Here is a 13,892-nt window from a genome sequence, read left to right on the forward strand (position 1 = left end):
CGCGTTCGCGAGCAAGCCCGCTCCCACATGGGATCTGCGGTGTGCTTTGACGAATGAGTTCCACCCGGCAATTGAATGCCGAACAACACAACAATAAAAAGATCCGAGGTGTTGCATGTCCCAGCTAGAAACGCAGACTCCTGCCGCGCCCGCCATGGTGCGGCTGCCCCTCTTGCAACTGATTCTGGTAGGCCTGCAACACGTCTTGCTGATGTACGGTGGCGCCGTCGCCGTGCCTTTGATCATCGGCCAGGCCGCGGGCCTGAGCCGTGAAGAAATCGCCTTCCTGATCAACGCCGACCTGCTGGTGGCGGGCATCGCAACCATGGTCCAGTCCTTCGGTATCGGCCCGGTAGGCATTCGTATGCCGGTGATGATGGGCGCCAGTTTCGCCGCTGTCGGCAGCATGGTGGCCATGGCCGGCATGCCCGGCATCGGTCTGCAGGGGATCTTCGGTGCGACCATCGCCGCCGGTTTTTTCGGCATGGTGATCGCGCCGTTCATGTCCAAGGTCGTGCGCTTCTTTCCACCGCTGGTGACCGGTACCGTGATCACCGCCATTGGTCTTTCGCTGTTTCCCGTCGCGGTCAATTGGGCCGGCGGTGGCGCAGCGGCGTCCACGTTTGGCTCACCGATTTACCTGGCGATTGCCGCGCTGGTGCTGGCCACCATCCTGCTGATCAACCGTTTCATGCGCGGCTTCTGGGTGAATATCTCGGTGCTGATCGGCATGGCCCTCGGCTACGGGCTGTGCGGGATGATCGGCATGGTCGACCTCAGCGGCCTGGCGCGCGCCCCGTGGGTGCAAGTGGTGACGCCACTGCATTTCGGCATGCCCAAGTTCGAGTTGGCACCGATCCTGTCGATGTGCCTGGTGGTGGTGATCATCTTCGTCGAGTCCACCGGGATGTTCCTCGCCCTGGGCAAGATCACCGGCCAGGAAGTCACGCCGAAAATGCTCCGCCGTGGCCTGTTGTGTGACGCCGGCGCATCGTTTTTTGCCGGGTTCTTCAACACCTTCACCCACTCCTCGTTCGCGCAGAACATCGGCCTGGTGCAGATGACCGGCGTGCGCTGCCGTTCGGTGACGATCGTGGCCGGCGCGTTCCTGATTGTGCTGAGCCTGCTGCCCAAGGCCGCCTTTTTGGTAGCGTCGATTCCACCCGCAGTGCTGGGCGGGGCGGCGATTGCCATGTTCGGCATGGTGGCAGCCACCGGGATCAAGATCCTCCAGGAAGCCGACATTGCCGACCGTCGTAACCAGTTGCTGGTGGCGGTGAGTATCGGCATGGGATTGATCCCGGTGGTACGTCCCGAATTCTTTGCACAGTTGCCGCTATGGATGAGCCCGATCACTCACAGCGGCATCGCCATGGCCACGATCAGCGCGCTGTCGCTGAACCTGTTATTCAACATCCTGGGTGGCGCCGAACGCGCTGCCCCAAGCGCTCACGCACACCCACATTGATTCCTGCGTCACAACAAAAACAATAACGATCAGGGAACACACCATGTACGCCATTCACCCGGGGCCGGCCACGCGCCGTGCCCCATTCTCGCCCCGCGCGCTCTTTAACGGCGCACTTGAGCACAGGCCTGGGAGTCAGTATTCTCGGCGCCCGCTCAAATCGACTCAAAAAAAAACAGCGAATGTAAAAGCTGACTGCAAGGCCAACTTATCCCGGCCCCACGTCCGCAGCCAACGTGTGCAAAAACTCTCCGAATTCGACTGTGTTCATCACAGCCGACGGGGATTTTTTGGCTTTTTAAACACCTTGGCGCAGCTCTTGCTAAAAGCATCAAAGCTGACCGAACAGACGATTTTTGCGGCAAGCCAAAAGACGCCACACCAGAGCGTCCGCTTAGAAAAAAAACCAGAAACCTTTACCTCGGGAGCAACCGAATGAAACGTACCGTGAACAGCCTGATGCTGGCAGGATCCCTGCTGGCCGGGGGCCAGGCCATGGCCGGTGATCTGCTGCAGTGGCAGAACAACAGCCTGACTTATCTGTGGGGCAAGAACTTCACTGTTAACCCGCAGATCCAGCAAACCGTGACCTTCGAACACGCCGATGCGTGGAAGTACGGCGACAACTTCTTCTTCCTCGACCGCATCTTTTACAACGGCAAGGAAGACGGCAATGTCGGCCCAAGTACTTACTACGGCGAGTTCAGCCCACGCTTGTCGTTCGGCAAGATTTTCGACAAGGACTTGTCGTTCGGTCCGATCAAGGACGTGTTGCTGGCGTTCACTTACGAGTTCGGCGAAGGCGACAACGAGTCGTACTTGCTCGGCCCGGGCTTCGACCTGGCAATCCCTGGTTTCGACTACTTCCAGCTGAACTTCTACCAGCGCCAGACCGAAGGCAATCGCCCGGGTGACGGCGTATGGCAGATCACACCGGTGTGGTCGTACACGATCCCGGTGGGCAACTCCAATGTGCTGATCGACGGCTTCATGGACTGGGTGGTGGATAACGACAAGAACGCCCGCGGCACTTACCACGCCAACCTGCACTTCAACCCGCAGATCAAATATGACCTGGGCAAGGCGTTGCATTGGGGCGAGAAGCAGTTGTATGTCGGTATCGAATACGACTACTGGAAGAACAAGTACGGGATCCAGGACAGCGGCGCGTTCGAGACCAACCAGGACACTGCGAGCCTGTTGGTGAAGTACCACTTCTAACCACACCGCCTATCCTCTGTATGTGGGAGCGGGCTTGCTCGCGAATACGGTGGGTCAGTCAATACATCTGGCGACTGACACACCGCATTCGCGAGCAAGCCCGCTCCCACATTCAGTCCGGTGTCAGGCCTAGAAACCGCTGCAACTCTTCGCGCTTGGCCAGCGCATCCCGCCTTCCCAATTCGATCAATTCGCTGCAATACCCCGCCTCGAACAGCAGGTAGCTGAGCACACCCGCGCCACTGGTTTTGGTCGCCCCCGGCCCGCGCAGAAACAGGCGCAATGCCGCCGGCAATTCCTGGCGGTGACGTGCCGCGATTTCGTCGATTGGCTGACTGGGAGCGATCACCAATACTTCCACTGGCGCCAAACCTTGTATCGCCGCGTTGGCCGGCAACACGTGGCTGAACTGGTTCAGGCGCTCAAGCAATTCGATATCGCTTTCCAGGCTGTCGATGAACGTGCTGTTGAGCATGTGCCCGCCGATCTGCGCCAACGTCGGCTCCTGGCCGGTGAAGGTGCGCGCCGGGTTCGATGGATCGTTGCCACGCGGGTTGCCACTGACCCCCACCACCAGCACGCGGCTGGCGCCCAGGTGCAACGCAGGACTGATCGGCGCCGACTGGCGCACCGCCCCGTCACCAAAATATTCCTGCCCGAGTTTGACCGGCGCAAACAGCAACGGAATCGCCGAGCTGGCCAGCAAATGTTCAACGGTCAATTGGGTGGGAATGCCGATGCGCCGATGCCGCAACCAGGCATCGATGGTGCCGCCGCCCTGATAGAAGGTCACGGCTTGCCCGGACTCGTATCCGAACGCGGTCACCGCCACAGCATGAAGGTGTTTCTCGCGGATCGACTGCGCGATGCCTTCCAGGTGCAGTTTGTCGCGCAACAAGTCCCGCAGCGGCGAACTGTTGAGCAGCGCCACTGGCACCTGCGCCCCCATCCCCAGCAGGCTGTGGATAAGGAATCGACTCGCCTGGCTGATCACCCCGGGCCAGTCGCTGCGCAGCACCAGGTGGCTGCGAAAGCCCTGCCAGAAGGCGGTCAGGCGCTGGATGGCGGCGGTAAAGTCCATGGCGCCACTGGCCAGGCTCACCGCATTGATCGCCCCGGCCGAGGTGCCGACGATCACCGGAAACGGATTGGCCGCGCCCGGCGGCAACAGCTCGGCTATCGCCGCCAGTACCCCCACCTGATAGGCGGCCCGCGCCCCGCCGCCGGAAAGAATCAAGCCTGTGACCGGTTCAGCTGGACGCATTGCATCACTCCATGGTGCTTGGGGACTTCAGATCAACGGCGGCGTTTTTCATACAGTTTAGGTTCACCTGGCGGCCGGCTCTTGAAGCGGCGGTGCGTCCACAGGTATTGCTCGGGGCATTCACGCACGGAGGCTTCGACCCACTGGTTGATGCGCAGGCAATCGATCTCGTCGGTTTCACCGGGGAAGTCGGTCAGCGGCGGATGGATCACCAGGCGATAACCGCTGCCGTCGGCCAGGCGTTCCTGGGTGAACGGCACCACCAGTGCCTTGCCCAGGCGGGCGAACTTGCTGGTGGCGGTCACGGTGGCGGCCTGAATGCCGAACAATGGCACGAAGATACTTTGCTTGGCGCCGTAGTCCTGGTCCGGTGCGTACCAGATCGCACGACCGGCCCGCAGCAGCTTGAGCATGCCGCGCACGTCTTCGCGCTCTACGGCCAGGGAGTCGAGGTTGTGCCGCTCGCGGCCACGGCGCTGGACGAAATCGAACAAGGGGTTGCCGTGCTCGCGGTACATGCCGTCGATGGTGTGCTTCTGCCCGAGCAAGGCGGCGCCGATTTCCAGGGTGGTGAAATGCAGGGCCATGAGGATCACGCCCTTGCCTTCCAGTTGCGCCTGCTTGAGGTGCTCCAGCCCTTCGACATGGGCCAGGCGCGCCAGGCGCGGCTTGGACCACCACCAGCTCATGGCCATCTCGAAGAACGCGATGCCGGTGGAGGCAAAGTTTTCCTTGAGCAAATGTTTACGCTCTTTAGCGGACTTTTCCGGGAAGCACAGTTCCAGGTTTCGTGCGGCGATACGTCGACGTTCACCGGCCACCCGGTACATTCCCGCCCCCAAGGCACGGCCAATCCCCAGTAAAGCCCGGTACGGCAACTGCACAATCAGCCACAGCAAACCCAGCCCCAGCCATAACAGCCAGAAGCGCGGATGAAAAAATACAGCTCGAAAACGCGGGCGATCCATTCAAGATTCCGGTAAAGACAACGGCCGCGCATTCTACAACGGTTCGACCCGGCTTGCGGCTAGCGGATGTTCTCGTTATAAGTCTCGACACTTTTCGTGACAAGCCGCTTTGCCGACCATGAGCCAAACCGAACCGCTAGACCAAGATCCCGTGTTCCAGTTGAAAGGCAGCATGCTCGCCATTACCGTGCTGGAACTGGCCCGCAACGACCTTGATGCCCTGGACCGCCAGCTCGCCGCCAAGGTCGCCCTGGCGCCGAACTTCTTCAACAATGCACCGCTGGTGCTGGCCCTGGACAAGCTCCCGGCCGGCCAGGGCGCGGTCGACCTGCCCGGGCTGATGCGCGTGTGCCGCCAGCATGGCCTGCGCACCCTGGCGATCCGTGCCAGCCGGATCGAAGACATTGCTGCGGCAATCGCTATTGAACTGCCAGTACTGCCGCCGTCGGGTGCCCGCGAGCGTCCGCTCGACCCGTTGGTCGGCGAAGAGAAGAAAAAACCGGAGAAACCGCCGGAGCCGACGATCAAGCCGACAAAGATCATCACCTCTCCCGTACGGGGCGGGCAGCAGATTTACGCCCAGGGTGGCGACCTTGTCGTCATCGCCCCGGTCAGCCCGGGGGCGGAACTTCTCGCCGATGGAAACATCCATGTATACGGCCCCATGCGTGGTCGTGCCCTGGCCGGCATAAAAGGTGACACCAAGGCCCGTATTTTTTGCCAGCAGTTGACCGCTGAGCTAGTGTCCATCGCAGGCCAGTACAAGGTTTCGGAAGATTTGCGCCGCGATCCGCTGTGGGGGGCCGGGGTACAAGTCAGCCTGTCGGGCGATGTGTTGAACATCGTTCGTCTTTAACGGATACTGCCGCATTTTCCAAGCATCTCTGGACTCTGATAGCACAGCGAAAACGGCAAAACTTGTGTAGGAATAATTTTAAGGTGGGGTTTGCCCAGGCAAACCGTGCTTTCTCCTACAAGAGCTGCCCGCCTGCAGCGAGTGACAAGAGATGTTTTTCAGGGACTAAAAAGTCCTTTTTCCTTAGGGGTGAAACACCTTGGCCAAGATTCTCGTGGTTACATCCGGCAAGGGTGGTGTGGGTAAGACCACCACCAGCGCCGCTATCGGTACCGGCCTCGCTCTGCGCGGCCACAAGACAGTTATCGTCGACTTCGACGTCGGCTTGCGTAACCTCGACCTGATCATGGGCTGTGAACGCCGCGTGGTTTACGACTTCGTCAACGTCGTCAATGGCGAAGCCAACCTGCAACAGGCCCTGATCAAGGACAAGCGCCTTGAGAACCTGTATGTACTGGCCGCCAGCCAGACCCGCGACAAAGACGCGCTGACCAAGGAAGGCGTGGGCAAGGTCCTCGCCGAACTGAAGGAAACCTTCGAATACGTGGTGTGCGATTCCCCGGCGGGTATCGAGACCGGTGCTCACCTGGCGATGTACTTCGCCGACGAAGCCATCGTCGTGACCAACCCTGAAGTCTCCTCGGTACGTGACTCGGACCGCATGCTCGGCCTGCTGGCCAGCAAGTCCCAGCGCGCCGAGAAAGGTGAAGATCCGATCAAGGAACACCTGCTGCTGACCCGCTACAACCCTGAGCGCGTCAGCAATGGCGAAATGCTCGGCGTTGAAGACGTGAAGGAAATCCTCGCCGTGACCCTGCTGGGTGTGATCCCGGAATCCCAGGCCGTCCTGAAGGCATCCAACCAAGGTGTGCCGGTGATTCTTGACGACCAGAGCGACGCCGGCCAGGCGTACAGCGATGCGGTAGATCGCTTGCTGGGCAAGACCGTGGAACATCGCTTCCTCGATGTTAAGAAGAAGGGATTCTTCGAGCGTATCTTTGGAGGCAACTAAACAATGAAATTTCTCGACTTCTTTCGCGCCAACAAAAAGCCAAGTACCGCGTCGGTAGCGAAAGAGCGTCTACAGATCATCGTGGCGCACGAACGCGGCCAACGCAGCACCCCGGATTACCTGCCAGCCCTGCAGAAGGAACTGGTGGAAGTGATCCGCAAGTACGTCAACATCGGTAACGATGACGTGCATGTCGCCCTGGAAAATGACGGCAGCTGCTCGATTCTGGAACTCAATATCACCCTGCCTGATCGTTGATCGAAAAGGCGGTCGCCACGGCGGCTCGGTTACCTGGCTCCCCTCACGGGGCCGGGTGAGCGAGCCGCCGTTGGCGTTTGTTACGAGGCTGTTTTAATGCCGTTGTCCAATGTCCATATCCTTCATCAGGACGCTGCTGTCCTGGTGGTGAACAAGCCTACCCTGCTGCTCTCGGTGCCCGGTCGCGCCGACGACAACAAGGACTGCCTGATCACCCGCCTGCAGGAAAACGGCTACCCTGAAGCCCGCATCGTCCATCGCCTGGACTGGGAAACGTCCGGGATCATCCTGCTGGCCCGAGACGCGGATACCCACCGTGAACTGTCCCGCCAGTTTCATGACCGGGAAACCGAAAAGGCCTACACCGCACTCTGCTGGGGCCAACCGGAACTGGACAGCGGCAGCATCGACTTGCCCTTGCGCTACGACCCACCGACCAAGCCACGGCACGTGGTGGACCACGAGTTCGGCAAGAACGCGCTGACCTTCTGGAAAGTCCTGGAGCGTTGCGGCGACTGGTGTCGGGTTGAGCTGACACCGATCACCGGCCGCTCCCATCAACTGCGCGTGCATATGCTGTCCATCGGGCATCCGTTGCTGGGCGATGGCTTGTATGCCCACGAACAGGCCTTGGCTGCCTGGCCACGTCTGTGCCTGCACGCCAGCATGCTGAGCTTCACCCATCCCCAGAGCGGCGAGCGTCTGCGCTTCGAGTGCCCCGCGCCGTTTTAACCTGTAAACGCAATTAAAATGTGGGAGCGGGCTTGCTCGCGAATGCGGTGGATCAGTTAGCCCATTCGGCGACTGACACACCGCATTCGCGAGCAAGCCCGCTCCCACATTTGTTCTGTGCACTTATCCCGTCGGACGGTAAACTCGCGCCATTGCTGTCTGGAGCTACTTATGCGCGAAGAGTTGAACCAAGGCCTGATCGACTTCCTCAAGGCCTCCCCTACCCCGTTCCATGCCACCGCCGCCCTTGCACAGCGCCTGGAAGCGGCCGGTTTCCAGCGTCTTGACGAGCGCGAGACCTGGACCACCGAGGCCAACGGGCGCTACTACGTGACCCGCAACGACTCCTCGATCATCGCCTTCAAGCTCGGCCGCCACTCGCCCCTGCAAGGCGGCATCCGCCTGGTCGGCGCCCACACCGACAGCCCGTGCCTGCGGGTCAAGCCACAGCCTGAACTGCAACGCCAGGGCTTCTGGCAACTGGGTGTGGAAGTGTACGGCGGCGCGCTGCTGGCGCCGTGGTTCGACCGCGATCTGTCCCTGGCCGGCCGCGTCACTTTCCGCCGCGACGGCAAGGTCGAAAGCCAGCTGATCGACTTCAAGCTGCCCATCGCGATCATCCCCAACCTGGCCATTCACCTGAACCGTGAAGCCAACCAGGGTTGGGCGATCAATGCCCAGACCGAACTGCCGCCGATCCTTGCGCAGTTCGCCGGTGACGAGCGCGTAGACTTCCGCGCAGTGCTGACCGAGCAACTGGCTCGTGAACACGGGTTGAACGCCGATGTGGTGCTCGACTATGAGCTGAGCTTCTATGACACCCAGAGCGCGGCCGTGATCGGCCTCAATGGCGACTTTATCGCCGGTGCCCGCCTCGACAACCTGCTGTCGTGCTACGCCGGCCTGCAAGCCCTGCTCACCGCCGAAACCGATGAAACCTGCGTGCTGGTATGCAACGACCACGAAGAAGTCGGCTCGTGCTCCGCCTGCGGTGCCGACGGCCCGATGCTGGAGCAGACCCTGCGTCGCCTGCTGCCCGAGGGTGATGAATTCGTACGCACTATCCAGAAGTCGCTGTTGGTGTCTGCCGACAACGCCCACGGCGTGCACCCCAACTACGCCGAGAAGCACGACGCCAACCACGGCCCGAAACTCAATGCCGGCCCGGTGATCAAGGTCAACAGCAACCAGCGCTACGCCACCAACAGCGAAACCGCCGGGTTCTTCCGCCACCTGTGCATGGCCGAAGAAGTGCCGGTGCAAAGCTTTGTGGTACGCAGCGACATGGGTTGCGGCTCGACCATCGGCCCGATCACCGCCAGCCACCTGGGCGTGCGCACCGTGGATATCGGCTTGCCGACGTTTGCGATGCACTCGATTCGCGAGCTGTGCGGCAGCCACGACCTGGCGCACCTGGTGAAGGTGTTGAGTGCGTTTTACGCGAGTCGCGACTTGCCGTAATTGCAGGATGAACACAAATCAAATGTGGGAGCGGGCTTGCTCGCGAATGCAGAGGGTCAGTCAATACATCGGGTGACTGATCCACCGCTTTCGCGAGCAAGCCCGCTCCCACATTTTGATCTTCATTGTTTGATAGATCGGGCTCAGTTCAACACTTCACTCAGCGGAATGAAGTTGACCCGGTCACCGATCTCCAGCGTCGTCCCCTCCAGCACTTCTACCAAACCTTCGGCCCACGCCGCGCTACGCAGCACACCCGAGCTCTGGTTGCGGTAGATGATCGCCTTGCCCTGCTCCAGCCGCCCGCGCAAATACTCGCGGCGATTCCCCGGCTTGGGCCAGACAAATCCCACGGGCACTTCAATGCGCAGCGGCTGCACGTCTTCCACGCCCTGGCGGCGCAACAGGTAAGGCCGCGCCAGCAAGGCAAAGGTCACCAGCGTCGACGCCGGATTGCCCGGCAAACCGATCACCGGTACACCACGGAAATGCCCGAACGTCAGCGGCTTGCCCGGCTTGATCGCCAGCTTCCACAGCGCCAGCTCCCCTTCTTCCCGCAGCGCAATCCCGAGAAAATCCGCCTCCCCCACCGACACACCGCCGGTGGACAGAATCAGGTCTACCGAGCCCAATGCGCCCAGGCGTTCGCGGGTTTGTTCCAGGTCGTCCGGCAGGATCCCGGCATCCACCACTTCGCAGCCCAGGCGCTCCAGCCAGCTGCACAGCACCCGGCGATTACTGTTGTAGATCTGCCCGGGGCCCAGCGGCAGGCCCGGCTCGATCAACTCGTCGCCGGTGGACAGCACAGCCACGCGGGCGCGTCGTACCACCTCCAGCCGATCACGACCCAGCGAAGCCGCCAGGCCCAACTCGATCGGGCCCAGGCGTGTACCTGCTGGCAACACCCACTCGCCCACCGTGGTTTCCTGGCCTTGGGGACGGATGTTTTGATCCACCTGCAACGCTTCGGTGAAGTTCACCCGCTGATCGGCATGGACCACGGCGTTTTCCTGCATCTCGACGCAGTCCGCGCCCTCCGGTACCGGGGCTCCGGTGAAGATCCGCGCGCAGGTACCGGCAGCCAAGGGCTCGGGTGCCGTGCCCGCAAAAATGCGCTGGCTGACTACCAGTGGCTCACCGGTCCAGTCCGCCAGGCGCAGGGCGTATCCGTCCATGGCGCTGTTGGGCCAGGGCGGCAAGTCCAGCGTGGAGATCAACGCCTGGGCCAGCACCCGACCATCACACTCGGCCAGCGGCAACGTTTCCGGCTCGCGAATCGGCGCTGCCTCGGCCATCGCCAGCAATTGTTCGAGAGCGTCTTCCACCGGCATCAACGCGCCGGTCTTGCCCGGCTTACCCACGGGATTCACAGGGCTCGGCCTGTTTCAAATGCGGGACGAAGTTGCACGGGCGGTGACGGTTATCCAGTTGCTCGGCGAGAATCCCGTCCCAACCGGTGCGCACCGCGTTGGTGGAGCCCGGCAGGCAGCACACCAGTGTGCCGTTGGCCAGGCCGGCCAGGGCACGGGATTGCACGGTGGAGGTGCCGATATCGGCCACGGAGATTTGCCGGAACAGTTCGCCGAAACCATCCACCTGTTTATCCAGCAGGCAGCTCACCGCTTCCGGGGTGCTGTCGCGGCCGGTGAAGCCGGTGCCGCCGGTGATCAACACCACCTGCACCACGTCTTCGGCAATCCAGTGCGCCACTTGCGCACGGATTTTGTACAGATCATCTTTAAGCAAAACTCGCTCGGCCAGCAGGTGACCGGCGGCGGTCAGGCGGTCGACGAAGACCTGGCCCGAGGTGTCGGTTTCCAGGGTGCGGGTGTCGCTGACCGTCAATACAGCGATATTCAGGGGTACAAAGGGCGCATCAGCCTTGGCTTTCATGGCTCGGTCCGGTTGTCGAAGGAACAGCCCGATGTTATATCACAGCCCCCCATTTCACTGCCCGCAGGAGCCGTCATGCCAAGCCGTTCTTCCCCACTGCCCTGCTCGATCCTTTTGCTGGCCGGCGGTCGTGGCCAGCGCATGGGCGGCCTCGACAAGGGCCTGCTGGACTGGCACGGGCAGCCGCTGATCGCGCACCTGCATCGCCTGGTGCGGCCGTTGACCGACGACCTGATCATCTCCTGCAATCGCAATCAGGCGCAGTACGCGGCCTACGCCGACCGATTGGTCTGCGATGACAGCCCCGACTTTCCAGGGCCACTGGCCGGCATTCGCGCGGGACTGGCGGTGGCGCAGCATGGGCATCTGCTGGTATTGCCGTGCGATGTGCCGCAGATCGATGCACGATTGCTCGCCGACCTGCGCAGCACGGCGCAGCAAAACCCGTTGCTGCCGGTGATGGTGCGCCACGGCGATTTCTGGGAACCGCTGCTCTGCGTGATCCCCACTTCGCTGCGCGAGCCCTTCGAACGGGCCTGGGCAGCCGGCGAGCGCAGCCCGCGCCAGATCATGCAGGCGCTGGGGGCCAAGGCCCTGGATTGCCCCGCCGACGATCCGCGCCTGGCCAACCTCAATACACCGGAGTTGTTGCACCGCCCGCCCAGCGTGTCAGAATGAGCGTCGAACAAGGAACTTTGCCGACGTTACACACGTCACAAGGTCAGTACTCAACAAAGCATTCTCTCGGAGACAAACTCATGACTCAACGGACCATCGCCGCTCTCATGCTTGCACTGGGCCTCGCTACCCTTGCCGGTTGCGCCTCGCCGACAGTGATCACCCTGAATGACGGTCGCGAAATCCAGGCCGTCGACACTCCTAAATTCGACAAGTCCACCGGCTTCTACGAATTCGAACAGCTGGATGGCAAGCGCACCCAGATCAACAAGGATCAGGTTCGCACCGTTAAAGACCTGTAAGTCTTAACGCCAGATACAAAAAAGCCCGCGTAATGCGGGCTTTTTCGTTGCTGGGATTTACCAGTCCAGGCTGATCTCGCTGCGAAAGTCGCGCTCAAGGCCGGTGACCGGGTCGATGAAACGCACCCCCTGGGCCAGCAGCTTGAGCGGGTTGGCGTAGTCGTCCTCGGCATCCTTGATAACGTCGGGGTAGAACGGATCGTTGCAGATACTCGCGCCCAGGGCCGTCATGTGCACCCGCAACTGATGCTTCTTGCCGGTCACCGGAAACAGGCCATAGCGCCACAGGTCGCCATTCTTTTCCCGCACCTCGACCGCCGTCTCGGTGTTGCTCGCCCCCTCGCCTTCCTGCATGCGAAAGAACGGCTCGCCATCCACCAGCCGGCTTTTGTGCACCAGCGGAAAGGTCAGCCCAGGCAATGCAGGGGCAATGGCTTCGTAGAACTTGTCGATCTTGCGCGTGGGAAACAGCTGTTGATACGCCGAGCGCGTCTGGGGGTTGGCCGAAAACAGCACCAGCCCTGCGGTATGCCGATCAATGCGATGCAGCGGCACCAGCGCCGGGTTGTCCAGGCGACGGATCAAACGCCGCAACAGGGTCTGCTCGACGTATTCACCGGCAGGCGTGACCGGCAGGAAATGCGGCTTGTCGGCTACCACCAGGTGTTCATCGGCGTACAGGATCGTCTCCTGCACCGGGATTACTTTCTCGTTCGGTACTTCGCGAAAGTAGTAGATGCACAGGCCTTCGCGGTAGGCGAGGTCCTGATTGATGGGAGTGCCATTGATGTCCAGCACCCTGCCCCGGGCGATGCGGTCCAGCCATTGCTCACGGCTGATGGCCTGGAAGTGCTCACACAGGCAATCCAGCACGGTGGCCCAGGCGCCTGGCGGCAGGTACAAGGTGCTGGCTTGGTGCTGGGCAGCGGAAAAAACGGACATGGCAGGCTCAAGACGTGGACATACAGGCGCACATTATCCCGCATGCACCCGGATCAGGCCCAGCACAGATTCAGGCCTTGGCCAATTCCACGCGCAACACCGGTGAAGCACTGGCCGCCTCGGTGAACTCCTTGAGCCAGCGCAGCACATCCACCGCTTCCCAGCGGCCCGGGTCGTAAAGCGCATACAGCAAGCCCTGGTAACCCACCACATCCAGCTGCTTGTGATAACCCGCGCGCTGGAACAGCGCCTCGATCTCGGCAAAGCAGGTGTTGAAATGCACTTTGTTAAACGGCGTCTTGCCTTCCGTGACTAGGCCATCGAGGCGCAGCTCGTTCACCGCGTCGCGCACGACGTCGGCGGACATGCGATTGACGCTGCTTTTCAGTTGTTCAACATTCACCACGGGCGTTCCCTCTCATTCAATCGCTGTACAAACATACAGTAACCGAATAATCGGGAACTCGCCATCGCCGAGTGCTAGCTAAGAAAGTTCACTATCTGCGCTTCGTCGAACGGCCACTCCAGCTCCGCGCCCGTGTCTACCCGGCGCAGCACCGGAATACGCAGGCCGTAGGCTTCATACAGGGCCTCGGAATCGGCGATATCCACCAACTCCACCAGCAGGCCGTGTTCGACCAACGGCATGATTTCGGCTTCGGCAATCTCACACAGATGGCAGCCCAGGGTGCCGAACAACTGACATTCAGGAAGCATGGCAAAGGGTCCGAGAAGAATCAGGCACCTATTCTAACAGCGTCGGGACACTGCAAAAGCCTGACCCAGATCAGCATGGCGTATAACTGATTCAGTGACTCTCGCGACTTTTTTCCCGTA

At 61.2% G+C, this 13,892-nt stretch carries 17 protein-coding genes; 10 read left to right on the forward strand and 7 right to left on the reverse strand.

What is annotated here, in order from left to right:
* Nucleotides 1–115 precede the first annotated feature (115 nt).
* From HX815_RS22640 to HX815_RS22650, 3 genes are read left to right on the forward strand one after another with little or no spacing between them, the layout of a single operon-like run.
* Nucleotides 116–1,468 carry a nucleobase:cation symporter-2 family protein gene (locus tag HX815_RS22640; protein ID WP_087694784.1) on the forward strand — a complete coding sequence of 451 codons (1,353 nt, stop codon included), beginning with the start codon at nucleotides 116–118 and terminating at the stop codon, nucleotides 1,466–1,468.
* A 43-nt stretch (nucleotides 1,469–1,511) separates the two neighbouring features.
* Nucleotides 1,512–1,907, forward strand: a complete 396-nt coding sequence (locus tag HX815_RS22645; RefSeq protein WP_134326009.1) for a hypothetical protein — start codon at nucleotides 1,512–1,514, stop codon at nucleotides 1,905–1,907.
* A complete protein-coding gene (locus HX815_RS22650; RefSeq protein ID WP_003209104.1) occupies nucleotides 1,904–2,689 on the forward strand; it encodes an outer membrane protein OmpK in 786 nt (261 codons plus the stop codon). Before HX815_RS22645 ends, HX815_RS22650 begins: the two co-directional genes overlap by 4 nt.
* A 112-nt stretch (nucleotides 2,690–2,801) precedes the next feature.
* On the opposite strand, the gene HX815_RS22655 is transcribed toward HX815_RS22650, so the two are convergent.
* Together HX815_RS22655 and HX815_RS22660 are read right to left on the reverse strand one after the other, a co-directional pair.
* Nucleotides 2,802–3,953 carry a patatin-like phospholipase family protein gene (locus tag HX815_RS22655; protein ID WP_087694783.1) on the reverse strand — a complete coding sequence of 384 codons (1,152 nt, stop codon included), beginning with the start codon at nucleotides 3,951–3,953 and terminating at the stop codon, nucleotides 2,802–2,804.
* 32 nt (nucleotides 3,954–3,985) lie between these two features.
* A complete protein-coding gene (locus HX815_RS22660) occupies nucleotides 3,986–4,921 on the reverse strand; it encodes a lipid A biosynthesis lauroyl acyltransferase (RefSeq protein WP_003209101.1) in 936 nt (311 codons plus the stop codon).
* A 118-nt stretch (nucleotides 4,922–5,039) separates the two neighbouring features.
* Here HX815_RS22660 and minC point away from each other — a divergent pair, with 118 nt between their 5' ends.
* The 5 genes from minC (at nucleotide 5,040) to HX815_RS22685 (ending at nucleotide 9,240) form a co-directional block, all read left to right on the forward strand.
* Nucleotides 5,040–5,777 carry a septum site-determining protein MinC gene (gene minC, locus HX815_RS22665; protein WP_003209099.1) on the forward strand — a complete coding sequence of 246 codons (738 nt, stop codon included), beginning with the start codon at nucleotides 5,040–5,042 and terminating at the stop codon, nucleotides 5,775–5,777.
* Nucleotides 5,778–5,976: 199 nt separating this feature from the next.
* Nucleotides 5,977–6,789 carry a septum site-determining protein MinD gene (gene minD, locus HX815_RS22670; protein ID WP_003209098.1) on the forward strand — a complete coding sequence of 271 codons (813 nt, stop codon included), beginning with the start codon at nucleotides 5,977–5,979 and terminating at the stop codon, nucleotides 6,787–6,789.
* 3 nt (nucleotides 6,790–6,792) lie between these two features.
* Nucleotides 6,793–7,047 (forward strand): cell division topological specificity factor MinE, encoded by a 255-nt coding sequence (minE, locus tag HX815_RS22675; RefSeq protein ID WP_003175252.1) that lies wholly within the window; start codon nucleotides 6,793–6,795, stop codon nucleotides 7,045–7,047.
* A 96-nt stretch (nucleotides 7,048–7,143) separates the two neighbouring features.
* Nucleotides 7,144–7,779, forward strand: coding sequence for an RluA family pseudouridine synthase (locus HX815_RS22680; RefSeq protein ID WP_008432172.1), 636 nt, complete (start codon nucleotides 7,144–7,146; stop codon nucleotides 7,777–7,779).
* Nucleotides 7,780–7,950: 171 nt separating this feature from the next.
* On the forward strand, nucleotides 7,951–9,240 hold the full coding sequence (locus HX815_RS22685; protein ID WP_003209095.1) for a M18 family aminopeptidase: 1,290 nt from the start codon (nucleotides 7,951–7,953) through the stop codon (nucleotides 9,238–9,240).
* 143 nt (nucleotides 9,241–9,383) lie between these two features.
* On the opposite strand, the gene glp is transcribed toward HX815_RS22685, so the two are convergent.
* Together glp and moaB are read right to left on the reverse strand one after the other, a co-directional pair.
* The gene (gene glp / locus HX815_RS22690) at nucleotides 9,384–10,610 is read right to left on the reverse strand and encodes a gephyrin-like molybdotransferase Glp (RefSeq protein WP_177028918.1); all 1,227 of its coding nucleotides are present in this window, start codon (nucleotides 10,608–10,610) and stop codon (nucleotides 9,384–9,386) included.
* Nucleotides 10,594–11,133, reverse strand: coding sequence for a molybdenum cofactor biosynthesis protein B (moaB, locus tag HX815_RS22695; protein ID WP_003209092.1), 540 nt, complete (start codon nucleotides 11,131–11,133; stop codon nucleotides 10,594–10,596). Before moaB ends, glp begins: the two co-directional genes overlap by 17 nt.
* Nucleotides 11,134–11,208: 75 nt before the next feature.
* Between moaB and mobA the strand changes: the two genes are divergently transcribed.
* Both mobA and HX815_RS22705 read left to right on the forward strand, forming a co-directional pair.
* Nucleotides 11,209–11,811, forward strand: coding sequence for a molybdenum cofactor guanylyltransferase MobA (gene mobA / locus HX815_RS22700; RefSeq protein ID WP_177028919.1), 603 nt, complete (start codon nucleotides 11,209–11,211; stop codon nucleotides 11,809–11,811).
* A gap of 80 nt (nucleotides 11,812–11,891) precedes the next feature.
* A complete protein-coding gene (locus HX815_RS22705; protein WP_003209090.1) occupies nucleotides 11,892–12,113 on the forward strand; it encodes a YgdI/YgdR family lipoprotein in 222 nt (73 codons plus the stop codon).
* A 57-nt stretch (nucleotides 12,114–12,170) separates the two neighbouring features.
* Here the strand turns inward: HX815_RS22705 and HX815_RS22710 are convergent, their stop codons facing one another.
* From HX815_RS22710 to HX815_RS22720, 3 genes are all read right to left on the reverse strand, one after another.
* Nucleotides 12,171–13,055 (reverse strand): pseudouridine synthase, encoded by an 885-nt coding sequence (locus tag HX815_RS22710; protein ID WP_177028920.1) that lies wholly within the window; start codon nucleotides 13,053–13,055, stop codon nucleotides 12,171–12,173.
* Nucleotides 13,056–13,125: 70 nt separating this feature from the next.
* On the reverse strand, nucleotides 13,126–13,461 hold the full coding sequence (locus HX815_RS22715; protein ID WP_177009498.1) for a transcriptional regulator: 336 nt from the start codon (nucleotides 13,459–13,461) through the stop codon (nucleotides 13,126–13,128).
* Between the two features lie 74 nt (nucleotides 13,462–13,535).
* Complete coding sequence (locus HX815_RS22720; RefSeq protein WP_177020698.1) at nucleotides 13,536–13,772, reverse strand: glutaredoxin family protein; 237 nt, start codon at nucleotides 13,770–13,772, stop codon at nucleotides 13,536–13,538.
* Nucleotides 13,773–13,892 lie beyond the last annotated feature (120 nt).

Origin of the sequence: Pseudomonas sp. E6002, from assembly GCF_013385565.1 — a bacterium.
Lineage (GTDB): Bacteria > Pseudomonadota > Gammaproteobacteria > Pseudomonadales > Pseudomonadaceae > Aquipseudomonas.